General features: G+C 71.1%; 35 protein-coding genes. 26 read left to right on the top strand and 9 right to left on the bottom strand.

What is annotated here, in order from left to right; genetic code table 11:
• Positions 1-6: 6 nt before the first annotated feature.
• The 22 genes from rplX (at position 7) to OCU29_RS07480 (ending at position 13524) form a co-directional block, all read left to right on the top strand.
• A complete protein-coding gene (rplX, locus tag OCU29_RS07585) occupies positions 7-357 on the top strand; it encodes a 50S ribosomal protein L24 (protein ID WP_179617158.1) in 351 nt (116 codons plus the stop codon).
• A gap of 1 nt (position 358) precedes the next feature.
• A complete protein-coding gene (gene rplE / locus OCU29_RS07580; protein WP_204797247.1) occupies positions 359-949 on the top strand; it encodes a 50S ribosomal protein L5 in 591 nt (196 codons plus the stop codon).
• 1 nt (position 950) lies between these two features.
• On the top strand, positions 951-1136 hold the full coding sequence (locus tag OCU29_RS07575) for a type Z 30S ribosomal protein S14 (protein ID WP_011757321.1): 186 nt from the start codon (positions 951-953) through the stop codon (positions 1134-1136).
• Positions 1137-1227: 91 nt separating this feature from the next.
• Positions 1228-1635, top strand: coding sequence for a 30S ribosomal protein S8 (rpsH, locus tag OCU29_RS07570; protein WP_179614234.1), 408 nt, complete (start codon positions 1228-1230; stop codon positions 1633-1635).
• Between the two features lie 29 nt (positions 1636-1664).
• Positions 1665-2204, top strand: coding sequence for a 50S ribosomal protein L6 (gene rplF, locus OCU29_RS07565; protein WP_179614233.1), 540 nt, complete (start codon positions 1665-1667; stop codon positions 2202-2204).
• Between the two features lie 2 nt (positions 2205-2206).
• Positions 2207-2590 (top strand): 50S ribosomal protein L18, encoded by a 384-nt coding sequence (gene rplR, locus OCU29_RS07560; RefSeq protein WP_179614232.1) that lies wholly within the window; start codon positions 2207-2209, stop codon positions 2588-2590.
• A gap of 34 nt (positions 2591-2624) precedes the next feature.
• Complete coding sequence (rpsE, locus tag OCU29_RS07555; protein WP_179614231.1) at positions 2625-3242, top strand: 30S ribosomal protein S5; 618 nt, start codon at positions 2625-2627, stop codon at positions 3240-3242.
• Positions 3242-3424, top strand: a complete 183-nt coding sequence (gene rpmD / locus OCU29_RS07550) for a 50S ribosomal protein L30 (protein WP_179614230.1) — start codon at positions 3242-3244, stop codon at positions 3422-3424. Before rpsE ends, rpmD begins: the two co-directional genes overlap by 1 nt.
• Position 3425: 1 nt before the next feature.
• Positions 3426-3869, top strand: coding sequence for a 50S ribosomal protein L15 (gene rplO, locus OCU29_RS07545; RefSeq protein ID WP_179614229.1), 444 nt, complete (start codon positions 3426-3428; stop codon positions 3867-3869).
• A gap of 199 nt (positions 3870-4068) precedes the next feature.
• Positions 4069-5370 carry a preprotein translocase subunit SecY gene (gene secY / locus OCU29_RS07540; RefSeq protein WP_179614228.1) on the top strand — a complete coding sequence of 434 codons (1302 nt, stop codon included), beginning with the start codon at positions 4069-4071 and terminating at the stop codon, positions 5368-5370.
• Entirely contained in the window at positions 5367-5942 is a 576-nt protein-coding gene (locus OCU29_RS07535) for an adenylate kinase (protein WP_261819432.1), read from the top strand. The genes secY and OCU29_RS07535 overlap by 4 nt, the downstream gene beginning before the upstream one ends.
• Before the next feature lie 12 nt (positions 5943-5954).
• Complete coding sequence (gene map, locus OCU29_RS07530) at positions 5955-6773, top strand: type I methionyl aminopeptidase (protein WP_261819431.1); 819 nt, start codon at positions 5955-5957, stop codon at positions 6771-6773.
• A 190-nt stretch (positions 6774-6963) separates the two neighbouring features.
• Positions 6964-7962 carry a TerC family protein gene (locus OCU29_RS07525; RefSeq protein ID WP_261819430.1) on the top strand — a complete coding sequence of 333 codons (999 nt, stop codon included), beginning with the start codon at positions 6964-6966 and terminating at the stop codon, positions 7960-7962.
• Positions 7963-8013: 51 nt separating this feature from the next.
• A complete protein-coding gene (locus tag OCU29_RS07520; RefSeq protein ID WP_261819429.1) occupies positions 8014-9054 on the top strand; it encodes an LLM class flavin-dependent oxidoreductase in 1041 nt (346 codons plus the stop codon).
• A gap of 259 nt (positions 9055-9313) precedes the next feature.
• Complete coding sequence (gene infA / locus OCU29_RS07515; protein ID WP_068114187.1) at positions 9314-9535, top strand: translation initiation factor IF-1; 222 nt, start codon at positions 9314-9316, stop codon at positions 9533-9535.
• Between the two features lie 44 nt (positions 9536-9579).
• Positions 9580-9693: a 50S ribosomal protein L36 gene (rpmJ, locus tag OCU29_RS07510; protein ID WP_179614223.1), complete on the top strand. Its 114-nt coding sequence runs from the start codon at positions 9580-9582 to the stop codon at positions 9691-9693.
• Between the two features lie 172 nt (positions 9694-9865).
• Positions 9866-10240 carry a 30S ribosomal protein S13 gene (rpsM, locus tag OCU29_RS07505; protein ID WP_179614222.1) on the top strand — a complete coding sequence of 125 codons (375 nt, stop codon included), beginning with the start codon at positions 9866-9868 and terminating at the stop codon, positions 10238-10240.
• A 71-nt stretch (positions 10241-10311) separates the two neighbouring features.
• Positions 10312-10719, top strand: a complete 408-nt coding sequence (gene rpsK, locus OCU29_RS07500; RefSeq protein ID WP_179531991.1) for a 30S ribosomal protein S11 — start codon at positions 10312-10314, stop codon at positions 10717-10719.
• 29 nt (positions 10720-10748) lie between these two features.
• Positions 10749-11357, top strand: a complete 609-nt coding sequence (gene rpsD, locus OCU29_RS07495) for a 30S ribosomal protein S4 (protein WP_179614221.1) — start codon at positions 10749-10751, stop codon at positions 11355-11357.
• A 124-nt stretch (positions 11358-11481) separates the two neighbouring features.
• On the top strand, positions 11482-12498 hold the full coding sequence (locus OCU29_RS07490; RefSeq protein WP_179614220.1) for a DNA-directed RNA polymerase subunit alpha: 1017 nt from the start codon (positions 11482-11484) through the stop codon (positions 12496-12498).
• 107 nt (positions 12499-12605) lie between these two features.
• On the top strand, positions 12606-13169 hold the full coding sequence (gene rplQ, locus OCU29_RS07485; protein WP_179614219.1) for a 50S ribosomal protein L17: 564 nt from the start codon (positions 12606-12608) through the stop codon (positions 13167-13169).
• Between the two features lie 79 nt (positions 13170-13248).
• Positions 13249-13524: a YrhK family protein gene (locus OCU29_RS07480; RefSeq protein ID WP_261819428.1), complete on the top strand. Its 276-nt coding sequence runs from the start codon at positions 13249-13251 to the stop codon at positions 13522-13524.
• On the opposite strand, the gene OCU29_RS07475 is transcribed toward OCU29_RS07480, so the two are convergent.
• Together OCU29_RS07475 and OCU29_RS07470 are read right to left on the bottom strand one after the other, a co-directional pair.
• The gene (locus OCU29_RS07475; RefSeq protein WP_261819427.1) at positions 13521-14507 is read right to left on the bottom strand and encodes a ketopantoate reductase family protein; all 987 of its coding nucleotides are present in this window, start codon (positions 14505-14507) and stop codon (positions 13521-13523) included. The genes OCU29_RS07480 and OCU29_RS07475 overlap by 4 nt on opposite strands.
• Positions 14504-14863, bottom strand: a complete 360-nt coding sequence (locus tag OCU29_RS07470; protein WP_261819426.1) for a GntR family transcriptional regulator — start codon at positions 14861-14863, stop codon at positions 14504-14506. Before OCU29_RS07470 ends, OCU29_RS07475 begins: the two co-directional genes overlap by 4 nt.
• A 65-nt stretch (positions 14864-14928) precedes the next feature.
• Here OCU29_RS07470 and OCU29_RS07465 point away from each other — a divergent pair, with 65 nt between their 5' ends.
• The 3 genes from OCU29_RS07465 to OCU29_RS07455 are packed head-to-tail and all read left to right on the top strand — an operon-like array spanning position 14929 to position 17393.
• Complete coding sequence (locus OCU29_RS07465; RefSeq protein ID WP_261819425.1) at positions 14929-15828, top strand: carbohydrate kinase; 900 nt, start codon at positions 14929-14931, stop codon at positions 15826-15828.
• A 15-nt stretch (positions 15829-15843) separates the two neighbouring features.
• Positions 15844-16767 (top strand): tRNA pseudouridine(38-40) synthase TruA, encoded by a 924-nt coding sequence (gene truA, locus OCU29_RS07460; RefSeq protein ID WP_261819424.1) that lies wholly within the window; start codon positions 15844-15846, stop codon positions 16765-16767.
• On the top strand, positions 16764-17393 hold the full coding sequence (locus OCU29_RS07455; protein ID WP_261819423.1) for a class I SAM-dependent methyltransferase: 630 nt from the start codon (positions 16764-16766) through the stop codon (positions 17391-17393). The genes truA and OCU29_RS07455 overlap by 4 nt, the downstream gene beginning before the upstream one ends.
• Here OCU29_RS07455 and OCU29_RS07450 read toward each other — a convergent pair.
• The 6 genes from OCU29_RS07450 to OCU29_RS07425 all read right to left on the bottom strand — a co-directional run bounded on the left by OCU29_RS07450 (position 17383) and on the right by OCU29_RS07425 (position 23101).
• Positions 17383-18063: a maleylpyruvate isomerase family mycothiol-dependent enzyme gene (locus tag OCU29_RS07450; RefSeq protein ID WP_261819422.1), complete on the bottom strand. Its 681-nt coding sequence runs from the start codon at positions 18061-18063 to the stop codon at positions 17383-17385. The two genes, OCU29_RS07455 and OCU29_RS07450, sit on opposite strands and share 11 nt — an antisense overlap.
• Positions 18064-18170: 107 nt before the next feature.
• Positions 18171-19502 (bottom strand): ABC transporter substrate-binding protein, encoded by a 1332-nt coding sequence (locus OCU29_RS07445; protein WP_179614212.1) that lies wholly within the window; start codon positions 19500-19502, stop codon positions 18171-18173.
• Positions 19499-20686, bottom strand: coding sequence for a branched-chain amino acid ABC transporter permease (locus OCU29_RS07440; RefSeq protein WP_261819421.1), 1188 nt, complete (start codon positions 20684-20686; stop codon positions 19499-19501). The genes OCU29_RS07445 and OCU29_RS07440 overlap by 4 nt, the downstream gene beginning before the upstream one ends.
• Positions 20686-21552, bottom strand: a complete 867-nt coding sequence (locus OCU29_RS07435; protein WP_258017084.1) for a branched-chain amino acid ABC transporter permease — start codon at positions 21550-21552, stop codon at positions 20686-20688. Before OCU29_RS07435 ends, OCU29_RS07440 begins: the two co-directional genes overlap by 1 nt.
• Positions 21553-21596: 44 nt before the next feature.
• The gene (locus OCU29_RS07430) at positions 21597-22301 is read right to left on the bottom strand and encodes an ABC transporter ATP-binding protein (protein ID WP_261819420.1); all 705 of its coding nucleotides are present in this window, start codon (positions 22299-22301) and stop codon (positions 21597-21599) included.
• The gene (locus OCU29_RS07425) at positions 22301-23101 is read right to left on the bottom strand and encodes an ABC transporter ATP-binding protein (RefSeq protein WP_261819419.1); all 801 of its coding nucleotides are present in this window, start codon (positions 23099-23101) and stop codon (positions 22301-22303) included. The genes OCU29_RS07430 and OCU29_RS07425 overlap by 1 nt, the downstream gene beginning before the upstream one ends.
• Before the next feature lie 175 nt (positions 23102-23276).
• Between OCU29_RS07425 and OCU29_RS07420 the strand changes: the two genes are divergently transcribed.
• Positions 23277-24515, top strand: a complete 1239-nt coding sequence (locus OCU29_RS07420; RefSeq protein WP_179614207.1) for a CdaR family transcriptional regulator — start codon at positions 23277-23279, stop codon at positions 24513-24515.
• A 343-nt stretch (positions 24516-24858) separates the two neighbouring features.
• Here the strand turns inward: OCU29_RS07420 and OCU29_RS07415 are convergent, their stop codons facing one another.
• Positions 24859-25800, bottom strand: a complete 942-nt coding sequence (locus OCU29_RS07415; protein WP_261819418.1) for an alpha/beta hydrolase — start codon at positions 25798-25800, stop codon at positions 24859-24861.
• Between the last annotated feature and the right edge of the window lie 18 nt (positions 25801-25818).

The following is a 25818-nucleotide window of genomic DNA, read 5'->3' as shown; positions in this document are numbered from 1 at the left end:
AAGAGTGTGAACATCAAGAAGGGCGACACCGTGAAGGTGATCGCCGGCAAGGACAAGGGTGCCGAGGGCAAGGTCATCCAGGTGCTCCGTGAGGAGCAGCGGGTGATCGTCGAGGGTGTGAACCGCATCAAGCGCCACACCAAGGTCGTCAACCAGGGTGGTCGCGCCGGCAACACCGGCGGCATCATCACGGCCGAGGCCCCCATCCACGTCTCCAACGTGATGCTCGTCGAGGGCGACGGCACGACCCGGATCGGCTTCCGCCGTGACCAGGTCACCAAGCGCCGCCCCGACGGCTCGACCTACGAGGCCGAGCGCAGCGTCCGCATCTCGCGCAAGTCCGGCAAGGAGATCTGAGATGACTGAGACCCAGACCACCGACGCGCCGGAGATCTCGGCGAAGGTCCCGCCGCGCTTCAAGACCCGCTACCGCGAGGAGATCCTCCCCGCGCTCAAGGCGGAGTTCGAGATCGCGAACGTCATGCAGGTGCCCGGCCTGACCAAGATTGTGGTCAACATGGGCGTCGGCGAGGCCGCGCGCGACTCGAAGCTGATCGAGGGTGCGGTCAAGGACCTCACCGCGATCACCGGCCAGAAGCCGACCGTGACCAAGGCCCGCAAGTCCATCGCGCAGTTCAAGCTGCGCGAGGGCATGCCGATCGGTGCGCACGTCACGCTGCGCGGCGACCGCATGTGGGAGTTCCTGGACCGCCTGCTGACCCTGGCGCTGCCCCGCATCCGCGACTTCCGGGGGCTCAACCCCGGCCAGTTCGACGGTCGCGGCAACTACACCTTCGGTCTGACCGAGCAGGTCATGTTCCACGAGATCGACCAGGACAAGATCGACCGCTCGCGCGGCATGGACATCACCGTGGTCACCACGGCCACCACTGACGACCAGGGCCGCGCGCTGCTCAAGCAGCTCGGCTTCCCGTTCAAGGAGAACTGACATGGCGAAGACCGCCCTGAAGGTCAAGGCTGCTCGCAAGCCGAAGTTCGCGGTGCGTGGCTACACCCGTTGCCAGCGCTGCGGCCGTCCCAAGGCCGTGTACCGCAAGTTCGGCCTGTGCCGCATCTGCCTGCGGGAGATGGCGCACCGTGGCGAGCTGCCCGGCGTGACCAAGTCCAGCTGGTGAACCAGACCTCCCGTTCCATCTACACACGATCGCTGCAGGTCGCCCCTGAGATGCAGGGGCGATACCACGGTGGAGAAAGGGCCTCACGGCCATGACGATGACTGACCCGATCGCAGACATGCTGACCCGTCTGCGCAACGCCAACCAGGCGTACCACGACGCTGTGACCATGCCTTACAGCAAGCTCAAGCAGGGCGTCGCCGAGATCCTCAAGCAGGAGGGGTACATCACCTCCTTCGACGTCGCCGAGCCGGCCGAGGGTGAGGTCGGCAAGACGCTGACCATCACGCTCAAGTACGGCCGCAACCGGGAGCGCTCCATCGCGGGCGTTCGCCGCATCAGCAAGCCGGGCCTGCGGGTCTACGCCAAGCACACGGGTCTCCCGAAGGTGCTCGGCGGACTGGGCGTCGCGATCATCTCGACGAGCCAGGGCCTGCTGACCGACCGCCAGGCAAACCAGAAGGGCGTGGGTGGGGAAGTCCTCGCCTACGTCTGGTGACGACGAGACCGAGATAGGAGAACTACAGCATGTCGCGCATTGGCAAGCTCCCCGTCGCGGTCCCGTCCGGTGTCGACGTGGCGATCGATGGTCCGCTGGTGACTGTGAAGGGGCCCAAGGGCACCCTCTCGCACTCCGTGGCGAGCCCGATCACCGTCGAGCAGGGTGACGGCGTCCTCGACGTCAAGCGTCCTGACGACGAGCGCGAGTCGCGCTCGTTGCACGGGCTGACCCGCACGTTGGTCAACAACATGGTCGTCGGTGTCACCGACGGCTACGAGAAGAAGCTCGAGATCGTGGGCGTGGGTTACCGCGTCCTCTCCAAGGGCCCCACCCAGCTGGAGTTCCAGCTCGGGTACTCGCACCCGATCATCTTCGACGCCCCCCAGGGCATCACGTTCACGGTCGAGGGCCCCACCAAGCTCGGTGTCCAGGGCATCGACAAGCAGCTCGTCGGTGAGGTCGCGGCCAACATCCGCAAGCTGCGCAAGCCCGAGCCCTACAAGGGCAAGGGCGTGCGCTACGCCGGCGAGCAGGTCCGCCGCAAGGTCGGAAAGGCTGGTAAGTGACCATGGGTATCTCGCTGTCGAACAACAAGCACACTGCGACGCGCACCCGATCGCGCCTGCGTCGTCAGATGCGGGGTCGCAAGAAGGTGCACGGCACCGCCGAGCGTCCGCGTCTCGTCGTCACCCGCAGCTCCAAGCACATCTCCGTCCAGGTCGTCGACGACCTGGTCGGCAAGACGCTGGCCAGCGCCTCCACCATGGAGAGCGACCTGCGGGGCGACGAGGGCGACAAGACCGCCAAGGCGAAGAAGGTCGGCGAGCTCGTCGCCGAGCGCGCCAAGGCTGCCGGAGTCGACGAGGTCGTCTTCGACCGCGCCGGCAACAAGTACCACGGTCGCGTCGCGGCCCTGGCGGACGGCGCCCGCTCGGGCGGCCTGACCTTCTGATCGCACGTCAAGCAATAGAGAAGAGGAAAGTCTCATGAGCGGAGCCCAGCGCGGACAGCGTGGTGGCGAGCGCCGTGGTCGCGACGACCGTCGCGGTAACCAGGGTGCGGACAAGACCGCCTACATCGAGCGCGTCGTTGCGATCAACCGTGTCGCCAAGGTCGTGAAGGGTGGTCGACGCTTCAGCTTCACCGCCCTCGTGGTCGTCGGCGACGGTGAGGGTCTGGTCGGCGTCGGCTACGGCAAGGCCAAGGAGGTGCCCGCGGCGATCGCCAAGGGTGTCGAGGAGGCGAAGAAGAACTTCTTCCGCGTCCCTCGCATCCAGGGCACCATCCCGCACCCGGTCCAGGGGGAGAAGGCGGCTGGCGTCGTCATGCTCCGCCCGGCCGCGCCCGGTACCGGTGTGATCGCCGGTGGCCCGGTGCGTGCGGTGCTCGAGTGCGCCGGCATCCACGACATCCTGAGCAAGTCGCTCGGGTCGTCCAACCAGATCAACATCGTGCACGCCACCGTCGAGGCGCTGCGCATGCTCGAGCAGCCCGAGGCCGTGGCCGCCCGTCGCGGCCTGCCGGTCGAGGACGTCGCCCCGGCGGCGCTGCTCAAGGCGCGCACCGAGGTGCCGGCGGGTGTGTCGCAGGAGGTGTCCTCCTGATGGCACAGCTCAAGGTCCAGCAGAAGAAGGGCCTGGTCGGCCTCAAGGCCAACCAGCGCGAGACGCTGCGCACCCTCGGTCTCAAGCGGATCGGTGACGTGGTCGTCAAGGAGGACCGCCCGGAGATCCGCGGCATGGTCAACACGGTTCGCCACCTGGTGACCGTCGAGGAGGTCGAGTGACATGACGACGCTCAAGCTGCACCACCTGCGCCCGGCCAAGGGCGCCAAGACCGCCAAGACCCGTGTGGGTCGCGGTGAGGCCTCGAAGGGCAAGACCGCGGGTCGCGGTACCAAGGGCACCAAGGCCCGGTACCAGGTCCCGGTCGCGTTCGAGGGCGGCCAGATGCCCATCCACATGCGGCTCCCGAAGCTCAAGGGCTTCAAGAACCCGTTCAAGGTGGAGTTCCAGGTCGTCAACCTCGACCGCCTCAGCACGCTGTTCCCCGAGGGTGGCACCGTCACCGTCGAGGACCTCGTCGCCAAGGGGGCCGTCCGTGACGGCCACCCGGTGAAGGTGCTGGGTCAGGGCGACATCTCGGTCAAGGTCGACGTGAGCGCCCAGGCGTTCTCGGCCTCGGCCGTCTCGAAGATCGAGGCCGCCGGCGGCTCGACCACCACGGTCTGAGTCTCGGCGACACCACAATGAGGGCGCGGGAGAGCGCCGCCGCAAGGCGGCCTCCCGCGCCCTTCGTCGTCGGTAGCCGGTGTCGGTGCCCGCGCACGCCAGGGAGCGTGACATCGTGGCCCCGACAGCCTGTTAGGCTTCCCGAGGCTTCCTGGGTGTGCCCGGGGAGCCGCAATTCTGTGTGGAGAAAGAGGATCTCGTGCTAGGCGCTTTCGCCAACGCTTTCAGGACGCCGGACCTGCGGCGCAAGCTGCTGTTCGTCCTGATGATCATCGTGATCTTCCGGGCCGGATCGCAGATCCCGGCACCGGGGGTGAACGTCGCCAACGTGCAGCAGTGCATCGACCTGGCCTCCCAGGGCGAGAACGCGAGCCTGTACAGCCTGGTGAACCTGTTCTCGGGTGGAGCGCTGCTCCAGCTGACGATCTTCGCGCTCGGGATCATGCCCTACATCACCGCCAGCATCATCCTGCAGCTGCTCGTCGTGGTGATCCCACGGCTCGAGGCGCTGAAGAAGGAGGGCCAGGCGGGGCAGACCAAGATCACGCAGTACACGCGCTACCTGACCCTGGGCCTCTCGGTCCTGCAGGCCACCGGCATCGTGGCCCTGGCGCGCTCGGGCAACCTGCTGCAGTGCAACCTGCCGCTGCTGCACGACGACTCCACCTCGACCTTCCTGGTCATGGTGATCACCATGACCGCCGGCACCGCCGTGATCATGTGGCTCGGCGAGCTGATCACCGAGCGCGGCGTCGGCAACGGCATGTCGATCCTCATCTTCTGCCAGGTCGTCGCGACCTTCCCGGCCGCGCTCTGGGAGGTCCAGAAGTCGCAGGGCTGGTGGCTCTTCGGGGTCGTGCTGGCCATCGGCCTGGTCATCGTGGCGGCCGTCATCTTCATCGAGCAGGCCCAGCGCCGGATCCCGGTCCAGTACGCGCGCCGCATGGTGGGGCGCAAGATGTTCGGCGGCTCCTCCACCTACATCCCGCTCAAGGTGAACCAGGCCGGCATCATCCCGGTCATCTTCGCCTCGTCGCTGCTCTACCTGCCCGCGATGGCGGTGCAGTTCAACCAGAACAGCGACTCGACCTGGATCACCTTCGTCAGCCGCTACTTCGTCAACGGTGACCACCCGCTCTACATGATCACCTACTTCGCGCTGATCGTCTTCTTCACCTACTTCTACGTCTCGATCACCTTCAACCCGCACGAGGTGGCCGACAACATGAAGAAGTACGGCGGCTTCATCCCCGGGATCCGGGCCGGTAAGCCGACCGAGGACTACCTGTCCTACGTCCTGTCCCGCATCACGCTGCCGGGCGCTCTCTACCTGGGTCTGATCGCGCTCATCCCGCTGATCGCCCTGGTCCTGATCGACGCCAACCAGAACTTCCCGTTCGGAGGCACCTCCATCCTGATCATGGTGGGTGTCGCACTCGACACGGTGAAGCAGATCGAGAGCCAGCTCCAGCAGCGCAACTACGAAGGATTCCTGCGTTGAGGCTGATCCTGATGGGCCCCCCCGGGGCCGGCAAGGGCACCCAGGCCAAGTTCGTGGCCGAGCACTACTCGGTGCCCGCCATCTCCACCGGCGACATCTTCCGGGCCAACGTCTCCCAGGGCACGCCCCTGGGCCTCGAGGCCCAGCGCTACATGGACGCGGGCGACTACGTCCCCGACGAGGTCACCAACTCCATGGTCGCCAACCGGATCGCGGAGGACGACGCCAAGGGCGGGTTCCTGCTCGACGGCTACCCGCGCACCCTGGCCCAGGTCGAGGAGCTCGACGCCATGGTGGGCGAGCGCCAGGAGCGCATCGACGCCGTCGTCGTCCTCACGGTCGAGATGGACGAGATCGTCCAGCGGCTGCTGCAGCGCGCGCAGACCGAGGGCCGCGCCGACGACACCGAGGACGTCATCCGCCGGCGCCAGGAGATCTACGCCGAGCAGACCGAGCCGCTCATCGAGGTCTACCGCGAGCGCGGGCTGCTGGTCGAGGTCGACGGCATGGGCGAGGTCGCCGAGGTGACCGGGCGCGTGCTCGAGGCGCTCGACTCCTCCCCGCGCGGCTGAGGGCCGCCCGCGATGGGACTGCGTGACCGCGGGCTCGAGATCAAGAGCCCCGAGCAGGTCGACCTGATGCGCAGGGCCGGGCTGGTGGTGGGGGAGACCCTCGAGCTGCTGCGCGGCTCGGTGCGTGCCGGCATCTCCACCGCCGAGCTCGACGCCATCGCGGAGGACAGCATCCGCTCGCGCGGGGCCACCCCATCCTTCAAGGGCTACTACGGGTTCCCCGGCTCGATCTGCACCTCGGTCAACGACGTGGTCGTGCACGGCATCCCCGACGGGCGGGTGCTCGCCGACGGCGACGTCGTCTCGATCGACTGCGGCGCCATCGTCGAGGGCTGGCACGGCGACGCGGCGCTCACGGTGGCCGTCGGGGAGGTGCCCCACGAGGTGCGCGAGCTGATGCGCACCACCCAGGAGGCGCTGTGGCGCGGCATCGCCGCGGCCCGCGCGGGCGGGCGGGTCACCGACATCTCCCACGCGGTGGAGAGCCACGTGCGCTCGCAGGGCTCCTACGGCATCCTCGAGGACTACGTCGGGCACGGCATCGGCACCGAGATGCACCTGCCCCCCGACGTGCCCAACTACGGCAAGCCCGGGCGCGGTGCGCGCCTGGTCGAGGGCCTGGCGCTGGCCGTGGAGCCGATGATCACCCTGGGTGGCAACGACACCGCGGTGCTCGAGGACGACTGGACCGTGGTCACCACCGACGGCTCCTGGTCGGCGCACTACGAGCACACCTTCACCCTCACCGAGACCGGCACCTGGGTGCTGACCGCCCTCGACGGCGGCGAGGCCGAGCTGCGCGAGCTCGGCGTGCCCTTCGGCGGGCGCTGAGCGTCGTACGACACCGGCGAGGCGGGTCCTCCACCACGCCCGTGCGATGATGGCCCCCGCAGGGGGGAGTATTCCTTCGTCACCGCCTCGTCAGCACGACCGGTCCTCGACCGGTCCGGGGCGGTGGGTCGCAGCAGCGGCGGGAGAGACCTCGGCGCTGCCGCCAACCCTTTGACCCAGGAGGAACCCTGTGGACGTCTCCGCCCTCGAATGGGGCATCACGATCACCGTCACGTGTGCCGTGCTGCTCTTCGACGTCATCATCATCTCGCGCAACCCGCACGAGCCGACCATGCGCGAGAGCACCGTCGCGTTCATCCTCTACATGGCCGCGGCGTTCGCGTTCGGCGTGTGGACCTGGGGCTTCCACGGCCAGGAGTACGGTGTCGACTACTTCACCGGCTTCGTGGTGGAGAAGAGCCTCTCGGTCGACAACCTCTTCGTCTTCATCGTGCTGATGGCGGCCCTCAAGGTGCCCCGCAAGTACCAGCAGGAGGCCCTGATGGTGGGCATCATCCTGGCCCTGGTCTTCCGCGGCATCTTCATCGCGGTTGGCTACGCGCTGATCCAGAACTTCAGCTGGGTCTTCTACATCTTCGGTGCCTTCCTCATCTACACCGCGGTCAACCTGGTGCGCTCCTACCGCAAGCACGAGGAGGAGCACCCCGAGGACTCCCGCATCGTGAAGTTCGCCCAGAACCACCTCAACGTGGGCGACCAGTGGCACGGCCTGAAGCTCTTCTACCGCGAGAACGGGGTGCGCTTCGCCTCCCCGATGCTGATCGTCATCATCGCGCTCGGCTTCACCGACGTGCTGTTCGCGCTCGACTCGATCCCGGCGATCTTCGGCATCACCCAGGAGCCCTACCTGGTCTTCACCGCCAACGTCTTCGCGCTGATGGGCCTGCGCCAGCTCTACTTCCTGATCGGCGGGCTGCTCGAGCGCCTGGTCTACCTCTCCCTGGGGCTGTCCTTCATCCTGGCCTGGATCGGCGCCAAGCTGGTGATCCACGCCCTGCACGAGAGCGAGATCATCGGCTGGGAGGTGCCGACCCTGCTGAGCCTCGCGGTGATCCTGGTCGCGCTGACCATCACGGCCCTGGCCAGCCTCGCCAAGACCAAGAAGGACGAGCGCACCGAGGTGGAGGCCACCGACTCCACCCCGCCGGCGCCGCGCCCGGCCGAGTGAGGGACCTCGGCGGTCCGGAATAAGCGACGGGTCGACGGACGCTCCTGAGAGGTGACTTCGCCGAACCTCTCCGTCCTCGACCTGGTGCCCGTGCGCACCGACCAGACGTCCGCTGACGCGGTGCGGGCCAGCCTCGACCTGGCCCGCACCGCCGACGAGGTCGGCGCCACCCGCTACTGGGTCGCCGAGCACCACAACATGCCGGCCGTGGCGGCCACCAACCCTCCGGTCCTGATCGGGCTCATCGCCGGCGCCACGTCGCGGATGCGGGTCGGCTCGGGCGGGGTGATGCTGCCCAACCACGCCCCGCTGGTGGTGGCCGAGCAGTTCAGCCTGCTGGAGGCCGCGTTCCCCGGGCGCATCGACCTGGGCATCGGCCGGGCGCCGGGCACCGACCCGGTGACGTCGTACGCGCTACGGCACGGCGCCGGGGGAGTGGGCGACGACGCCGTCTCGCGCTTCCCCGAGTACGTCGACAACGTGGCGGCGATGATGGCTCCCGAGGGTGTCGGGGTGGCGGTCCAGGGCCGCACCCAGCCGTTGCGCGCGACCCCGGTCGCAGCGAGCGTGGCCAGCCTGTGGCTGCTCGGCTCCTCCGACTACTCCGCGCGACTGGCCGCCGAGCGTGGGCTGCCCTACGTCTTCGCGCACCACTTCTCCGGGCAGGGCACCGCCGAGGCGCTGGCGCTCTACCGCGACACCTTCCGGCCCTCGGAGGTGCTCGAGGCCCCGCGCACCTTCCTGACCGTCAACGCCGCCGTCGCCCCCACCGCCGAGGAGGCCGAGCGCCTGGCGCTGCCGCACCTGCAGATGATGCTGGCGCTGCGCACCGGGCAGCCGCTGGGCCTGCAGCGCCTGGTCGAGGAGGCCGAGGAGGTCGAGATCCCCGAGGAGCAGCGGTCGCTGGTCGAGGCGATGTCGCGACGCTGGGTGATCGGCGACGCCGAGACCGCCCGGGCGCGCGTGCGCGACCTCGCGGCCGAGCACGGCGTCGACGAGGTGATGGTGCACCCGGTGGCGTCGGCGTACGCCGGCACCGACCCGGCCACCTCGCTCGCGCGCGAGCAGACGCTGCGGCTGCTCGCGTCCTGATTAGGGATCCCGAGCAGGGCGCGTCTAAACTGGCGTGTCGGCCCAACGTGGGTCTGTTTCGTGGCGCCTCGCGGCTGCCCGTCACCGTGCTCGACCACCTCGTCAGAGAGGGTCGCGTGCGTGCGGGTGAGGGGCCAGGGGACGACCGCACGAGGTCCACCGGCTCGAGGTCCGCCTCGGCGCCGGAGGTTCCCGGGCCACCTGCTCCGGCACCCGTCGGGGCAGTGCAGCAAACGATAGACAACAGATTGTGGAGGACATGCCGAAGAAAGAAGGCGTGATCGAGATCGAGGGCTCCGTCGTGGAAGCCCTGCCGAATGCCATGTTCCGCGTCGAGCTGAGCAACGGGCACAAGGTTCTCGCCCACATCAGCGGCAAGATGCGCCAGCACTACATCCGGATCCTCCCCGAGGACCGCGTGGTGGTGGAGCTCTCGCCGTACGACCTCACCCGAGGTCGGATCGTCTACCGCTACAAGTAAGCGAAGCCGACGGTTCCCGGCGGGAGCCACGAAAGGACCTCGACATGAAGGTCAAGCCCAGCGTCAAGCGCATCTGCGACAAGTGCCAGGTGATCCGTCGCCACGGCCGCGTCATGGTCATCTGCTCCAACCCCCGCCACAAGCAGCGCCAGGGCTGAGCAGGCACCGGCCCTCGGGTCGGTGCAGCGCACAACTGAACAACCTCCATACGTGAACGCTTAGCCGCACACCGCGGTGAAACCACCCCCGGAGCAGAAGGCCGGGGCCCGACCGACGAGGGACGGGACGCGTCACGACCGACACCTCTGCGAACCACCGAAAGGCCATCACATGGCACGCCTCGTTGGTGTGGACCTCCCGCGCGACAAGCGCATCGAGATCGCACTCACCTACATCTACGGCATCGGCCGTACCTCCGCCCAGCAGCTGCTCGCCGAGACCGGGGTCAACCCGAACACTCGCGTGCACGAGCTCGGCGACGACGAGCTGGTCAAGCTTCGCGACGCCATCGACGCCAACTTCAAGATCGAGGGTGACCTCCGCCGCGAGGTCCAGGCCGACATCCGTCGCAAGATCGAGATCGGCAGCTACCAGGGTCGCCGTCACCGCATGGGCCTCCCGGTCCGCGGTCAGCGCACCAAGACCAACGCGCGCACCCGCAAGGGTCCCAAGCGCACGGTCGCCGGCAAGAAGAAGTCCAAGTGATCGCACGCCCCCGGGCGTCTCACTGCACTTCGATCTCGAACTCACCGACCAGCTAACCCAGGAGTACATCTATGCCTCCCAAGAGCCGCTCCGCGGCCGGCGCCAAGAAGGTGCGCCGCAAGGAGAAGAAGAACGTCGCGCAGGGCGAAGCCCACATCAAGAGCACGTTCAACAACACCATCGTCACCATCACCGACCCCACCGGTGCGGTGATCTCGTGGGCCTCGGCCGGCACCGTCGGCTTCAAGGGCTCGCGCAAGTCCACCCCGTTCGCCGCGCAGATGGCCGCCGAGGCGGCCGGTCGTCGGGCGATGGAGCACGGCATGAAGAAGATCGACGTCTTCGTCAAGGGCCCCGGCTCCGGTCGTGAGACGGCGATCCGCTCGCTGGGTGCGATCGGCCTCGAGGTCGGCACCATCCAGGACGTCACGCCCACGCCCCACAACGGCTGCCGCCCGCCCAAGCGCCGCCGCGTCTGACCCGCGCCCGAGAACAGGAGACTTGAGAGATGGCCCGTTACACCGGTCCCATGACCCGGAAGTCCCGCCGTCTCGGCGTGGACCTCGTCGGCGGTGACGCTTCGTTCGAGCGTCGCCCCTACCCTCCCGGCGCGCACGGCCGTGCCCGCATCAAGGAGAGCGAGTACCGCTCGCAGCTGCAGGAGAAGCAGAAGGCCCGCTTCACCTACGGCGTGATGGAGAAGCAGTTCCTGAACTACTACAAGGAGGCCTCGCGCCGCTCTGGCAAGACGGGTGACAACCTGCTCCAGATGCTCGAGTGCCGCCTCGACAACGTGGTCTACCGCGCCGGCTTCGCGCGGACCCGTCGTCACGCCCGCCAGCTGGTCTCGCACGGCCACTTCCTGGTGAACGGCAAGAAGGTCGACATCCCGTCGTTCCAGGTCACCGCCCACGACATCATCGACGTGCGCGAGAAGTCCCTGGAGATGACGCCCTTCATCGTGGCTCGCGAGACCCACGGCGAGCGCGTCGTCCCGGCCTGGCTCGAGGCGCTGCCCGAGCGGATGCGGGTCCTGGTCCACCAGGTCCCCACCCGGGCGCAGATCGACCTCCCGGTCCAGGAGCAGCTCATCGTCGAGTACTACTCGAAGAAGTGATCCTCGGGCGCTGTCCCGGGCCCGCCCGGGACAGCGCCTGGCTCCTGCACCACCGCTCCATCTTCCTTCCACCTCGCAGTTCGGGCCCGTCAAATAGTGGGTGGGCCCGGAAAGGAAAGACCCAGTGCTCATCGCACAGCGCCCCACCCTCTCGGAAGAGACCGTCGACGAGTTCCGCTCGCGCTTCGTCATCGAGCCGCTCGAGCCCGGCTTCGGCTACACGCTCGGCAACTCGCTGCGCCGCACGCTGCTCAGCTCGATCCCCGGCGCGTCGGTCACCAGCATCAAGATCGACAACGTGCTCCACGAGTTCTCGACCATCGAGGGCGTCAAGGAGGACGTGACCGAGGTGATCCTCAACCTCAAGGGTCTCGTCGTCTCCTCCGAGCACGACGAGCCGGTCACGATGTACCTGCGCAAGTCCGGTGCCGGTGACGTCACCGCCGCCGACATCGCGCCCCCGGCCGGTGTCGAGGTGCACAACCCCGACCTCAAGATCGCCACGCTGTCCGACAAGGGCAAGCTGGAGATGGAGCTCGTCGTCGAGCGCGGTCGCGGCTACGTCTCGGCCGTGCAGAACAAGGGTGCCGACAACGAGATCGGCCGGATGCCGGTCGACTCGATCTACAGCCCCGTGCTGAAGGTGACCTACAAGGTCGAGGCCACCCGTGTCGAGCAGCGCACCGACTTCGACAAGCTCGTCATCGACGTCGAGACCAAGCCCTCGATCCGTCCCCGCGACGCGATCGCCTCGGCCGGCAAGACCCTGGTCGAGCTCTTCGGCCTGGCCCGCGAGCTGAACGTCGAGGCCGAGGGCATCGACATCGGCCCCTCGCCGGTCGACGAGCAGCTGGCTGCCGACCTCGCCCTCCCGGTCGAGGACCTGCAGCTGACCGTCCGCTCCTACAACTGCCTCAAGCGCGAGGGCATCCACACCGTGGGTGAGCTCATCGGTCGCTCGGAGCAGGACCTCCTCGACATCCGCAACTTCGGTGCGAAGTCGATCGACGAGGTCAAGGCCAAGCTGGTCGAGATGGGCCTGTCCCTCAAGGACAGCGCGCCCGGCTTCGACCCGCACGCCGCCCTCGCGGCGTACGGCGACGACGACGACGACGCGTTCGTCGAGGACGAGCAGTACTGACCTGGTGAGACCGGGGGCGCCCGCGCCCCCGGTCCCGCCCAAACCGGTCGGCGACCGCCGACCGTCTACCCCGGTACCTGGTACGGCCGGAGAGAAGAGAGAGAACGATGCCCAAGCCCACCAAGGGTCCCCGCCTCGGCGGCAGCCCCTCCCACCAGCGCCTGATCCTGGCGAACCTGGCCACCCAGCTCTTCGAGCACGGCCGGATCACCACCACCGAGTCGCGGGCCCGTGCCCTGCGTCCGTGGGCGGAGAAGCTGATCACGAAGGCCAAGAAGGGCGACCTGCACAACCGTCGCGAGGTCCTCAAGACCATCCGCGACAAGGGTGTCGTGCACGTGCTCTTCACCGAGATCGCCCCGACCTTCTCGGAGCGTCCCGGCGGCTACACCCGCATCACCAAGATCGGCCCCCGCAAGGGCGACAACGCGCCGATGGCCGTGATCGAGCTCGTCACCGAGGCCTACAGCGCCACCCCTAAGGCGGCCAAGCCCGCCCCGGCCGCCCCGGCGGCCGAGGAGACCCCCGCCGAGGAGGCTCCCGCCGAGGAGACCCCCGCCGAGGAGACCGCTGTCGAGGAGACCCCGACCGAGATGACCGAGGAGGCTTCCCCCGAGGAGTCCGTGGTCGCCGAGGCCGAGGTCGCCGACGAGGACGACACCAAGTCCTGACCCGCACCGCCGACGACCCGCCCGAGCTCCTCGGGCGGGTCGTCGTCGTTCCCGCCCCCGGCACGCACCAGGAGGAGAGATGGCCCTGCACGTCCCCGGAACCAGCGAGGAAGTGGTCCTGCGCGACCGCTACGAGGTCGCGAGCATCGCCAACGACCTGCTCATCGCGCTCTGGTTCCTGATCGGCAGCATCCTGTTCTTCCAGGAGTCGACCGCGTACGCCGGCACCTGGCTCTTCGTGATCGGCAGTGCCCAGCTGGGCATCAGGCCCGCCATCCGTCTCGCCCGACGCGTGCACCTGCGCAGGCGGGGCGGCCAGGGCGGGCAGCGGCACGAGAGCGGCGACGACTTCTAGCCGGCGCCGGGGAGCCGGGCCAGCAGGTCGGCGGCGTCGAGCAGCCGGGCCGCGGAGCCCTCGCGGGCCAGCCGGTTCACGGTGAGCTGCACCAGCTCGTTGGCCGGCGTCGCGACCCCGTGCAGGCGTCCCAGGAGCACGATCTCGCCGTTGAGGTGGTCGACCTCCACGTCGCCGGTGCGGCGGGCCAGGCTCTGCCAGGTCGACGAGCCCGCCTCGTCGCGGCGCACCAGCGGGCGCAGCAGCTCGCCGCGCCGGGCGAGGTCGTCGGCGCGGCTGACCACCGGCACGCCGGCCGCGTGCAGGACCCGTTCGCCCTCCTCGCGCACCAGCTCGACCAGGCGCTCGGCAGCGGGTCCGTCCTGGCAGGCGGCGTCGACGCCGTTGCCGAGGTTCACCAGCAGCTTGCGGTGCTTCCAGGCCATCGCGTCGGGGCGGGGCACGCTCTCGAAGCCGGCGCTGCGCAGGTCGGCGGCGACGGCCTCGTCGACCGCGTCGACGCCCGCGGGGTAGGAGCCGATGTCGAGCAGGCCCGGGGCGCCCAGGGAGTGCAGGACGACCTGGCCGGGGCTGAGGTGGCTGGCGGGCATCATCACGGTCACGGCGTGCACCGCGGCGAAGTGGCGCAGCACGGCGCGCTCGTTGCTGACGCCGTTCTGCAGGCACACCACCGGGGCACCGGGGGGCGCGTGGGCGGCGAGGTCGGCCAGGGCCGCCTGGGTCTGCTGGGACTTCACCGCGAGCAGGACCACGGTGTCGTCGTGCCACGCGACCTCGGCCGGGCCGGCGGCCGTGCGCAGGCGCACCACTCGCTCGTCGTGGCCGACGGCCAGGCGCAGCCCCTCGGCGCGCAGCCGGGCCAGGTGCTCGCCGCGGGCCACGGCGGTGACCTCGAGGCCGGCCTCGTGCAGCAGCGCGGCGACGCCGCCGCCGACGGCACCCACCCCGACCACGACGTAGCGGCGCGGGCGGTGCTCGCTCACCGCGACCACTCGCGCTCGACGAGGCGCAGCGCGTCGCCCACGCCGAGACCCAGGCGGCGCAGCGCAGCGACGTACTCGGCGGCGGCCCGCTCGGCGTCGCCCGAGCCCGCCTGCGCGGCCGAGGCCACGAAGGTGCCGCGGCGGCCCTCGGTCGCCACCACCCCGTCGGCCTCGAGCTCGCGGTAGGCGCGCGCCACCGTGCCCGCCGCGACGCCCAGCTGCTCGGCCAGCGCCCGCACCGTCGGCAGCCTCGTGCCGGGCGCCAGGTCGCCCGAGGCTGCGCGGGCGGCCACCTGGCGCCGCAGCTGTTCGAAGGGCGCCTCGTCGGACGACGGGTCGAGCGGTCGCACGGTCATGCCCGAACCCTAGGCTGGCGGTGACCGAGGTGGTCGCGGACGTCCCGGCGTGGTAGACCCGCGCTATGGACAGGGACGTGATGGTGGTCGGGGAAGCGCTGGTCGACGTGGTGCGCACCGCCGACGGGTCGGTCGGCGAGCACCCCGGGGGGAGCGCGGCCAACGTCGCGGTGGCACTGGCCCGCCTGGGCCGCACGGTCCGCTTCGCCACGTCGTACGCCGACGACGCGCACGGCCGGATGCTCGCCGAGCACCTGGGGGGCTCCGGCGTGGCGCTGGCGCTCGACCCGCACGTGGTCGAGCGGACCTCGACGGCCGCCGCGACGATCGGCGCGGACGGCGCGGCGTCCTACGAGTTCGACCTCGACTGGCGGCTGGGCGACGTGCCCACCGATCCCGCCCCGGCGGCCGTGCACGTGTGCTCCTTCTCCGCGGTGATCGAGCCGGGCGCCGGCACCGTCCGCGCGCTGGTCGACCGCCTGCGCGAGCACGCCACCGTCTCCTACGACGTCAACGTGCGTGCGGCCGTGACCGGCACGGGGCCGGACGTGGTGGCCGGGGTCGAGAGCGTCGTGGCGCTCGCCGACCTGGTGAAGGTCAGCGACGAGGACGTCGAGCTGCTCTGGCCCGACCTCACGGTCGAGCGGTCGGCCGCCCGGCTGTTGACGATGGGTCCGTCGGTCGTGGTGCTGACCCGCGGGGCCGAGGGCGCGACCTGGTTCGACCACGAGCGCGAGGTGACGGTGGCGCCGCGCCGCGTCGAGGTCGCCGACACGATCGGGGCCGGCGACACCTTCGCCGCCGCCCTCGTCGACGGGCTCGCCGAGGAGGGCCTCCTGGGCGGCCGCCTCCCGGCGCTGGCGCCCGAGGTCGTCCAGCGGCTGCTGGCCCACGCCGCCCACGCCGCCTCCATCACCGTCTCGCGCCCCGGCGCCGACCCGCCGTACCGCGCCGAGCTGGTTTGAGGAGAGGATGGGCGGGTGCGCCTGCGGATCGACCTCGCCTACGACGGGACCGACTTCCGGGGCTGGGCGACCCAGCCGGGGCTGCGCACCGTCCAGCACGAGGTCGAGACGGCCCTGGCCGTCGCGCTGCGCGTCGGGGTGCGTGACGACGACCCGCCGGGCAGCGCCCGGGTGCCGGTTGTCTGCGCCGGGCGCACCGACGCGGGCGTGCACGCGCGCGGCCAGGTGCTGCACGCCGACGTCGACGAGCAGGCGGTCACCGCCTCGGCCGGCCGCTCGCCGGCGCCGCCGCTGGAGGCGCTGGTGCGCCGGCTCAACGGGATCCTGCCGCCCGACGTCGTCGTACGACGCGTGAGCCGGGCGCCGGAGGGCTTCGACGCCCGCTTCTCGGCGACCTGGCGCCGCTACACCTACCGGGTCGCCGACCGCGCCGAGAGCCTCGACCCGCTGGCCCGCCACCACGTGCTGGCCTGGCCGCGCCCGCTCGACGTCGGGCTGCTGGCGGCCGGGTCGGCCGCGCTCGTCGGGCACCACGACTTCGCCGCGTTCTGCAAGCGCCGCGAGGGCGCCACCACCGTGCGCACCCTGCTCGACCTCGACTGGCGGCGCACCCCGACCGGGCTGGTCGAGGCGAGCGTGCGCGCCGACGCCTTCTGCCACTCCATGGTGCGCGCCCTGGTGGGCTGCCTGCTGACCGTGGGGGAGGGGCGGCGCCCGGTGGAGTGGCCGGCCCAGGTGCTGCTCTCCCGCGAGCGCCAGCCGCAGGTCGCGGTCGCGCACGCGCACGGGCTGACCCTCGAGGAGGTGGCCTACCCCGGCGACGACGAGCTGGCCGAGCGCGCCGACCAGACGCGCGCGCGGCGGGCGGCGCTGCCCGAGCCCCACCCGCGCGAGCCCCACCCGATCAAGCACAGGCACAGCCCCGAGGAGACGGCGTGAGCGACGAGCACTACTTCACCGCCGACCCGTCGGTGCCCTTCAAGCGGGCCCCGGTCACGGTGTCGGTCTGGGGCCACGACCTCGACCTGGTCACCGGCTCGGGCGTCTTCGCGCAGGGCCGCCTCGACGTCGGCACCGCCGTGCTGTTCCGCGAGACGCCGCCGCCGACCGGCGGCCGGCTGCTCGACCTGGGCTGCGGCTACGGCGTCATCGGGCTGGCGGCGGCCGTCGCGGCCCCCACGGCGCAGGTCGACGCCGTCGACGTCAACGAGCGCGCCCTCCTGCTGGCCCGCGAGAACGCCCGGTCGCTGGGGGTCGCCGAGCGCTACGCCGCACTGCTGCCCGACGAGGTGCCGGCGGAGGCGGCGTACGACGAGATCTGGTCGAACCCGCCGATCAGGATCGGCAAGCAGGCGCTGCACGAGCTGCTGCTGACCTGGCTGCCGCGGCTCGCGCCGGGCGGTCGTGCGGTGATGGTCGTGGGCAAGAACCTCGGCGGCGACTCGCTGCAGCGCTGGCTCGGCGAGCAGGGCTGGCCCACCACCCGGCTCGCCAGCGCCAAGGGCTTCCGGGTGCTGGAGACCCGGCGCGCGGCGGACGTGGGCGCCGGACCCGTCAGGGAGTGAGCCCGAGCGCCAGGAGCGCCGCTGCGGCGGGGTCGTCGCTGGTACGACGCCGGTAGGCCAGCAGCGCTAGCTCGCCCGCAGGGGCGTTGAGCTCGACCACGGGGCGCCCGTCGCCGACGGCGACCGGCTCGTCGTCGAGGTCGGTGGGGGTCAGCAGCAGGGTGCCCGGCAGCGGGTCGATGCGTCCCATCCGCAGCTGGCGGGGGTAGAAGAGGGTGACCACCTCGCGCACGGCCTCCCAGGCCAACGGTGCCGGCACGTCCCACTCCCCGGCCCGGCCCTGCGAGTCGAGCAGGTCGAAGGTGTGCAGCGTGGTCTCGAGGGTCTGGCGGCGGGTCCACCAGCCGGCGGTGCCGCGGCCGCGGCCGAAGGTCCAGGTCTCCTGGTCGGGGTCGGTGCCGGTCAGCACCCGCACCAGCTCGTCGACGTGGCCGCGGAACCAGACCGGCAGCTCGCCGAGGTCGGTGGGCGCCGGCACGGGGTGCACCTCGGGGTCGCCGGTGCGGACCACGTGGGCGGCCCACTGGTAGACCCCGCCGACGTGCTCGACCAGGTCGGCCGCGCACCAGTCGGGGCACCCCGGCACCGGTGCGGCCGGGTCGGCGTCGTCCACGAGCCCGGCCAGCCGCTCGGTGGTGGTCTGCAGCAGCCGGTTCCAGTCGTGGGGCACCGAGCCATCCAAGCACGACGACGGCGCCCGGTCCGCGAGGGACCGGGCGCCGCCGTCAGTGGTGGTGCCCTGGGTGGTGCTCGTAGTGGTGCTCTGGGTGGTGCGGATCAGCCGGCGTCCGGGACACCGCTCTCGGGCGGGGCGTCGTTGGCCTGGTCGGAGGAGTCCTCCTCGATGGGGGCGTCGCCGATGTCGCTGACGAGCACCGGGGTGAGCTCCTCGGCCTTGCCGCCCTGGAGCTCCACGACACGCATGCCGGAGATGCCCATGTGGCTGTCGGCGCTGAAGCGGAACGGCGCCAGCTGCGGGCCCTCGATGTCCTCGAACGACTCGACTGCCTCGACCAGGCCGTCGCGGGTCAGGTCCTCGCCGGCGGCCTGCAGGGCCTGCACGAAGGCGTAGGCCTGCGACATGCCGTAGATCCGGTAGTTGGTCAGCTCACCGCCCTCGCCCTCCTGGTCCCAGACCTTCTGCCACAGCTGGACCCACGGGTCGTCGGCGGCGTCGACGCCGGGGATGTACTCGGTGGTGAGCACGCCGTTGAGCGCGCTGTTGTCACCCTCGACGGCACCCTCGGAGAAGCGGTTGAGCAGCGAGCCGACGAGCTGGGGGTCGGAGCCGACGTTGGAGTAGAACCAGGTCGGGTCGTAGCCGAGGGCCAGCGAGGTGAGCTGGGTCAGCGCGGTGTACGACGGGGTGTTGAACGCGATCACGAGGTCGGCGCCCGCCGCCTGGAGACCGGCCACCTGCGGGCCGACGTCGGTGTTGCCGGAGGTGTAGCGCTCCACGCCGACGATCTGCTTGTCGAGGTACTGGCGCACACCCTTCTCGCCGTCCTCGCCGAAGTCGTCGTCCTGGAGGAACAGCCCGACCTTCGCCTTGGGCATGTTCTCGGCGATGTACTGGCCGATGATCTTGCCCTCGATCTCGTAGTCGGGCTGCCAGCCGAAGGTGTAGGGCTTGGACTCGACGTCGTCGCCCCACTGCAGCGAGCCCGAGGAGACGAACAGGTCGGGCACGCCCTCGGAGTTGAGGAAGTCGACGACGGCGCTGTGAGTGGGGGTGCCGAGGCCGCCCACCATCGCGAAGATCTCGTCTTGGAGGACCAGCTCGTTGGTGACCTGGCTGGTGTTGGTCGGGTTGTAGCCGTCGTCCTTGACGATGTACTCGATCTGGCGGCCGTTGACGCCGCCGGCGGCGTTGACGAAGTCGAAGTAGGCCTGGGCGCCGGTGGGGATCTCGCTGTAGCCGGGCGCGGCGACACCGGTGAGCGGGAAGTGGCCGCCGACGGTGACGGTGTCCTCGGTGACACCGACGTCGGAGGCGCCCCCGCCGTCGCTGCCGCCGTCGCTCTCGCGGTCGCCTCCGGCGCCGCAGCCCGCCAGGACCATGGTGGCCGTGAGCAGGCCGGCCACGGGGGCCAGCAGTCGTGCCTTCATCGTGTACTTCCCTTCGAGGTGGTGGACCCGGATGCCGAGGGCTTGCCGGGGTCGGGCTCGGTGGTGCTGTGGTGCGGGTCGTGCGGGGAGTCGTTGCGGTCGGGGGAGTCGGGGGACGTGGCGCCGCCGGCGGCGGCCATCTGGCGCCGTGCCCGGCGGGTGGCCAGCGACATCTTGGTGGTGCCGACCAGGCCGGCCGGGGCCAGGAGGATGACCAGGACCATCACCAGGCCGTAGACCAGCGGCGCCAGCTCGGCGGCGCGGATGTCGGAGAGCCCGGCGTCGCCGCCGATGCGGGTGACGAACGGCGGCAGGAAGGTCAGCAGGCCGGCACCGATCAGGGCGCCGGACAGATAGCCGAGACCGCCGAGGACCACGGCGGTGAGCAGCGTCAGGCTGAGCACGATCGTGAAGCCGCTGGGGGCCGCGAGCCGGGCGGTGATGGCCAGGACCGAGCCGGCGGCGCCGGCCGCGGCCGCGCTGACCATGAACGCCGAGATGCGGGCCCGGCCCAGCCGGATGCCGGCGAGCTCGGCGGAGACCTCGTCGTCGCGCACCGCGCGCCAGCGGCGACCGACCCGGCCGCGGGCCAGGTTGGCCAGCAGCACGAAGGTGACGATGAGGGTGATCCAGCCCAGGTAGGCGACGTACTGGCTGCGCGACATCTCGGTGCCGGTGACCAGGTACTCCAGGTCGAGCGCCCAGGTCGGGACCTCGGGCAGCGAGACCCGCAGACCCTGCTCGCCGCCCAGGAAGTCACGGAAGTAGAGCGCGATGCCGGGCACGGCGATGGCGAGCGCGAGCGTCGCGCCGGCCAGGTAGGGCCCGTGCAGGCGGGCGGCGGCCACGCCGACGGCGGTGCCCACGACGAGCGCCACGACCGTCGAGGCGAGCACGACCAGCGAGATCGGCATCGAGCCGGTCGGGTCGTCGAGCAGCAGCGCGGTGGTGTAGGCGCCGAAGGCCATCAGTGCCCCGTGGCCCAGGGAGATCTGGCCGTTGATGCCGGTGAGCACCGTCAGGCCGCCGGCGGCGATGCCGAGGTAGGCCATGGCGGCCAGCTGGAGGGCGCGGAAGTCGCTGACGCCCTCGAGGACCACCATCACCACGAGCAGGCCGAGGACGGCGGTGAGCAGGTGGCGACCCAGCACCGAGTGGCGCCACACGTCGAGGAAGCGGTTCATCAGACCCTCCTGGCGGAGGCGACGGCGAAGAGCCCGCCGGGCCTCAGGGTGAGCACGAGCATCAGGATCAGCAGGGCGGCGAGGGCGACCAGCTCGGAGCCGAGGTAGCCGCTGACGAAGCTCAGCGACAGGCCCAGGGTCAACCCGCCGACGACGGCACCGACGGGGCTCTCGAGCCCGCCGAGCACGGCGGCGACGAAGCCGTAGACGACGATGGAGTCCATGTAGCCGGGGTGCACCAGGCCGCCGCTGGCGATCAGCAGGCCCGAGAGGGACCCGACCACCGCGGCCAGGGCCCAGCCCAGGGTGAGCATCCGGCCCACCCGCACGCCCAGCAGGCGCGCGACCTCGGGGTTGTACGCCGAGGCGCGCATCCGCAGACCCACGTCGGTGTAGCGGAAGAGCAGGAGCAGCAGCACCATCACCGTCGCGACCGCGGCGATGGTGAAGATGCCGGAGGTCGTGAGCCGGATGGTGGTGCCCCCGACCTCGAGGCCGCGCAGCCCGAACGGGGCGGGGAAGGAGCGGAAGCGGTTGCCGAAGATGACCGCGGCCAGCGCGTGCAGGGTGATGAAGAGACCCAGCGTCAGGATGACCGCGTTGATCTCGGGCTTGTCCTCGACGGGGCGGATGATCACCCGCTCGATCACCGCGCCGAGCACCAGGCCGGCCAGGAGGGCGGCGGCGAAGCCGATCCAGTAGGAGTAGCCGGCGTCGATCAGGGTCAGTGCGATGAAGGTGGTCACCATCGCCATCGGTGCCTGGGCGAAGTTGACGATCCGGGTGGACCGGAAGATCAGCACCAGCGCCAGCGCGAACGCGGCGTACACGGCGCCGAGCGTGAGCCCGCCGAGGGCGGTGTTCACGAGTTGTTGCACGTCGATCTCCGTTCTTGGGGTGGGCGGTGCGGTCAGAAGCCGAGGTAGGCGTGGCGCAGCTGGTCGTCGGCGGCCAGGACGGAGGCGGCCTCGTCGGCCACGACGCGGCCGAGGTTGAGGACGATCCCGTGGTCGGCGACCGACAGGGCGCTGCGGGCGTTCTGCTCGACCAGCAGGACGCTGAGGCCCTGGTCGTCGACGAGCCCGCGCAGCAGGTCGAAGATCTGGGCCACGATGCGCGGCGCCAGCCCCAGCGACGGCTCGTCGAGCAGCAGCAGCCGGGGCTCCGACATCAGGGCCCGGCCGATGACCAGCATCTGCCGCTCGCCGCCCGAGAGGGTGTGGGCCAGGCCCGCGCGCCGGTCGGCCAGCACGGGGAAGAGGTCGAAGACGCGCTGCAGGTCCTCGGAGCGGAACTTGCCGCCCTTCGCCAGGCCGCCGAGGCGCAGGTTCTCCTCGATGGTGAGCTCGGTGATCACACCGCGGCCCTCGGGGACGTGCACCATGCCCAGCGCCGGCATCTGCTCGGCGGTGACCTTGCGCAACGGCTGGCCGTCGAGGGAGATGGTGCCGGACTCGGGACGGTGCAGGCCCGAGACGGTGCGCAGCAGCGTCGTCTTGCCGGCGCCGTTGGCGCCGAGCACGGCGGTGATCTGGCCCTTGCCGGCGGTGAAGGAGACGTCCTGCAGCGCGGTCACGGGTCCGTAGCCGGCGGTGAGACGGTCGAGGGTCAGCATCAGTGGGTCACCTCGTCGCCCAGGTAGGCCGCGAGCACGGCGGGGTCGTTGCGCACCTCGTCGGGGGTGCCGTGGGCGATCACCTTGCCGAAGTCCAGCACGGTGATCTCGTCGCAGACCCGCATCACCAGGTCCATGTGGTGCTCCACGAGCATCACCGACATCCGCGAGCCCAGCGACGACACGAGGTCGCCGAGCTCGTCCATCTCGGCCGCCGACAGGCCGCTGGCGGGCTCGTCGAGCAGCAGCAGCGTCGGCTCGGCCGCCAGGGCGCGGGCCAGGGCGACGCGCTTGCGGACCGGGTAGGGGAGGCTGGCGGGGTAGCGGCCGGCGTACTGCTCGATGCCGAGGTCGGCGAGGACCGCCATCGCCCGCTCGCGCAGCGCCTTCTCCTCGCGGCTCGCGCCGGGCAGGGCCAGCAGCGAGCCGAGGAAGCCCGAGCTGGCGTGGCGGTCGGCGCCGACGATGACGTTGTCGAGCACGGTGATGCGGTCGAAGAGGCCGAGGCCCTGCAGCGTGCGGGCCATCGAGAGGCCGGCGAGCTGGTGCGGGGCCAGCTTGTCGAGCGTCCTGCCCTCGCGCACGATCCGACCGGTGTCGGGGGTGACGAAGCCGCAGGCGACGTTGAACAGCGTGGTCTTGCCGGCGCCGTTGGGACCGATGACGCCGTGCACGGAGCCGGGACGCACCGAGAGGCCCACCTCGCTGAGGGCGGTGATGCCACCGAAGCGGACGGTGACGTCAGAGAGCTCCAGGGCTGCGGCCCTCGTGCCGGTGGCGGCGGACGGTGTGGACGACATGGGGTCCTTCCGGGAACGGGCAGCCGGACGCGTTCGTCCCGCTGTGACGTCCACCACTTTGGTCGCAGCGCACAGATCGCGCACTAGGCGCATCGCACAAAATATGTTGGCCGATGCGCCATTTCACCGCCTTTACGCTGGCGCTCCTTGTGCGATGGGTGCGAACGTGCTCGTCATGCGTCTCGACGTCGGACCCGGGCGGGTCACCCTGGAGGACGTCCAGCGCGCCTGGCTGCCCCTCGTCGAGCAGTCCGACCGCATCGCCGACAGCATCACGCTGACCCTGCTCGAGCGCGACGCCGCGATCTACGACCAGGTCGACCCGGACATGCGTGCCGACGTGCGGGAGAGCACCCGGGTGCACATCCGGCGCGGCCTGGAGGTGCTCACCGGCCAACGCCCCGCGGGCAGCTCGGCGGCGGTCCAGGTGTGGCGCGAGACCGGCCGGCGACGGGCCCAGCAGGGCGTGCCGCTGGAGCTGGTGCTCAACGCCTACACGGTCGGGGCGCGGATGCTGTGGGAGGCGCTGGTGGCCGACTCCCAGCGCCGCGACGGGCGTGGCGACGAGCCGGTGCTGCTGCTCGCCGCGCGCATCGTGTGGTCGAACCTCGACGTCCAGACCGCGGTGCTCATCGACTCCTACCGGCGCGAGAGCGCCCGCCTCACCCGCGCCGACCTGCAGCGCCAGCAGTCGGTGCTCGACGCGCTCGTCGAGGGCCGCGGCGCCGACCCGGAGTACGCCGCGGAGGTGCGCGACGCGCTCGGCGTCGACCCCGACGCCCCGGTCGGCTGCCTGGTGGCCCTGCTGGACGGCGAGCCCGACGGCGGCATGGGCCCCAGCGAGGACCGCCTCGAACGGCTCGGCCTGAGCGTGCGCTGGCACGTGCGCGGCGGCACCTACTTCGGGCTCGTCGCCGCCTCGGCCGACGTCGCCCACCCCGTCCCGGTCACCCTCGGTGAGGACCAGCTCGTCGAGGCTGTCGGCCCCCAGGTCCTGGCTCGGGTCGGGGTCTGCGTCGCACCCGACGGCGTGGCCGGCTTCGCGTCGGCGTACCAGCTCGCCACCCGGGCCGCCGAGACGATGCCGCGCGGCACCACGGGCGCCGTCGCGGTCTCGCAGCGACTGCCCGAGGTGCTGCTCGCCGGGTCACCCCAGGTGGCGCCGCTGCTGCTGCGCGAGACGCTGGGACCGCTGCTGGCCCAGCCCGAGGCCCAGGCGCGCACCCTGCTCGACACCCTCGCGGCCCTGCTGCGCCACGACGGCTCGCCCACGCACGCCGCGGAGGAGCTCTACTGCCACCGCAACACCGTCATCTACCGGCTCAAGCAGATCGAGGAGCTGACCGGCCGGTCCCTGAACAGCCCCCGCGACAAGCTGCTGCTCGAGCTGGCACTGATGGCCCGCGACCGCTGACCCCCACCCACCCTCCGCAGCCGGAGCGGTCGTCGAGACCCGCCGTGTGGTTGCCGCCCGTTGGTCGAGCAGTGACGAGCGCCAGCGAGGAACGTCGTCGAGACCCGGTGAGGTGGGCGCCGCCGTACGCCGGGCCGTCCCGTGCGCGGAGTGGTCACGGACGACAGGTCAGTGGCCCTCTGCTGTGTCGTCGGTGACCACTCTGCGCCGTGCCGCTGCCCGCCGTACGCCGTGTGGTCGCGGGTTCTCGACGCCGCTCGGGCCTTCGGCCCTCGCTGCTCGACCAACGCTGCTCGACCCGCGCGCCGAGCCGGCCCGTTCGAACGAGCCGGCTCGCGGTGGGTCAGGGGTGCAGGAGGGGGCGGAAGAGGGCGAGGGTGTCCTCGACCGCCTTGTCGGCGGCCTCGGAGTGGCGGCCCATGTCGACGAAGCCGTGGATGAGGCCGGGGAAGACCTCGTGCTGCACCGGGACGCCGGCGGCCTCGAGGGCACGGGCGTAGGCGTTGCCGTCGTCGCGCAGCGGGTCGAGCTCGGCGGTGACCACCACGGCCGGGGCGAGGCCGTCGAGGTTCCCGTGCAGCGGCGAGAGGCGCGGGTCGGCGGGGTCGAGGTCGGTGGCGTCGCCGACGTACTGAGCGCCGAACCAGGCCATGGTGGCGGCGTCGAGGAAGTAGCCCTCGGCGTTCTCGGAGTGCGAGGGGTAGGAGCCGGCCGAGTCGGTGACGGGGTAGATCAGCAGCTGCCCGGCCAGCGCCCGGCCCTCGTCGCGCAGCACCTGCGCGGTGACCGCGGCGAGGTTGCCGCCGGCGGAGTCGCCGGCCACGCCCATCGCCTCGGAGCCGCCGAGGTCGGCGAGGTGGTCGTGGATCCAGTGCGAGGCGGCCAGCACGTCCTCGAGCCCGGCGGGGAAGGGGTGCTCGGGGGCGAGGCGGTAGTCGACCGAGACGACGACGGCCTCGCAGCGCGCGGCGATCAGCCGGCAGGTCAGGTCGTGGGTGTCGAGGTCGCCGATGACGAACCCGCCGCCGTGGAAGAACGCGACCGTGGGCAGCCGGTCGAGGTCGCTGACCGGCCGGTAGACCCGGCCCGGGCGGGCCGCGGCGCCGCCGGGGAGCCGGACCTCCTCGACCGAGGCCATCTCGGGCAGCACCGACGGGTCGCGCAGGTCGACGGCCAGGGTGCGGAACCCGGCGCGCGCCTCGTCGGCCGTCCCCTCGTGCATCGGCGGGGTGCCGGCCTGCTCGAGGAAGGTGAGCAGGGTGGCGAGCTGCGGGTCGATCGGCACGGGTGGTCCTCCTGGTGG

Source organism: Nocardioides sp. OK12 (genome assembly GCF_024341885.1).
Classification (GTDB): domain Bacteria; phylum Actinomycetota; class Actinomycetes; order Propionibacteriales; family Nocardioidaceae; genus Nocardioides; species Nocardioides marinisabuli.
The sequence above is the reverse complement of the archived record's forward strand: the minus strand, read 5'-3'. Positions and strand labels throughout refer to the sequence as shown.

Coding starts and splice junctions, on each gene's coding strand:
- rplE (WP_204797247.1), top strand. CDS start 359: ATGACTGAGACCCAGACCACCGACGCGCCGGAGATCTCGGCGAAGGTC.
- OCU29_RS07575 (WP_011757321.1), top strand. CDS start 951: ATGGCGAAGACCGCCCTGAAGGTCAAGGCTGCTCGCAAGCCGAAGTTC.
- rpsH (WP_179614234.1), top strand. CDS start 1,228: ATGACGATGACTGACCCGATCGCAGACATGCTGACCCGTCTGCGCAAC.
- rplF (WP_179614233.1), top strand. CDS start 1,665: ATGTCGCGCATTGGCAAGCTCCCCGTCGCGGTCCCGTCCGGTGTCGAC.
- rplR (WP_179614232.1), top strand. CDS start 2,207: ATGGGTATCTCGCTGTCGAACAACAAGCACACTGCGACGCGCACCCGA.
- rpsE (WP_179614231.1), top strand. CDS start 2,625: ATGAGCGGAGCCCAGCGCGGACAGCGTGGTGGCGAGCGCCGTGGTCGC.
- rpmD (WP_179614230.1), top strand. CDS start 3,242: ATGGCACAGCTCAAGGTCCAGCAGAAGAAGGGCCTGGTCGGCCTCAAG.
- rplO (WP_179614229.1), top strand. CDS start 3,426: ATGACGACGCTCAAGCTGCACCACCTGCGCCCGGCCAAGGGCGCCAAG.
- map (WP_261819431.1), top strand. CDS start 5,955: ATGGGACTGCGTGACCGCGGGCTCGAGATCAAGAGCCCCGAGCAGGTC.
- infA (WP_068114187.1), top strand. CDS start 9,314: ATGCCGAAGAAAGAAGGCGTGATCGAGATCGAGGGCTCCGTCGTGGAA.
- rpmJ (WP_179614223.1), top strand. CDS start 9,580: ATGAAGGTCAAGCCCAGCGTCAAGCGCATCTGCGACAAGTGCCAGGTG.
- rpsM (WP_179614222.1), top strand. CDS start 9,866: ATGGCACGCCTCGTTGGTGTGGACCTCCCGCGCGACAAGCGCATCGAG.
- rpsK (WP_179531991.1), top strand. CDS start 10,312: ATGCCTCCCAAGAGCCGCTCCGCGGCCGGCGCCAAGAAGGTGCGCCGC.
- rpsD (WP_179614221.1), top strand. CDS start 10,749: ATGGCCCGTTACACCGGTCCCATGACCCGGAAGTCCCGCCGTCTCGGC.
- rplQ (WP_179614219.1), top strand. CDS start 12,606: ATGCCCAAGCCCACCAAGGGTCCCCGCCTCGGCGGCAGCCCCTCCCAC.
- OCU29_RS07480 (WP_261819428.1), top strand. CDS start 13,249: ATGGCCCTGCACGTCCCCGGAACCAGCGAGGAAGTGGTCCTGCGCGAC.
- OCU29_RS07470 (WP_261819426.1), bottom strand. CDS start 14,863: ATGACCGTGCGACCGCTCGACCCGTCGTCCGACGAGGCGCCCTTCGAA.
- OCU29_RS07465 (WP_261819425.1), top strand. CDS start 14,929: ATGGACAGGGACGTGATGGTGGTCGGGGAAGCGCTGGTCGACGTGGTG.
- OCU29_RS07445 (WP_179614212.1), bottom strand. CDS start 19,502: ATGAAGGCACGACTGCTGGCCCCCGTGGCCGGCCTGCTCACGGCCACC.
- OCU29_RS07440 (WP_261819421.1), bottom strand. CDS start 20,686: ATGAACCGCTTCCTCGACGTGTGGCGCCACTCGGTGCTGGGTCGCCAC.
- OCU29_RS07430 (WP_261819420.1), bottom strand. CDS start 22,301: ATGCTGACCCTCGACCGTCTCACCGCCGGCTACGGACCCGTGACCGCG.
- OCU29_RS07425 (WP_261819419.1), bottom strand. CDS start 23,101: ATGTCGTCCACACCGTCCGCCGCCACCGGCACGAGGGCCGCAGCCCTG.
- OCU29_RS07420 (WP_179614207.1), top strand. CDS start 23,277: ATGCGTCTCGACGTCGGACCCGGGCGGGTCACCCTGGAGGACGTCCAG.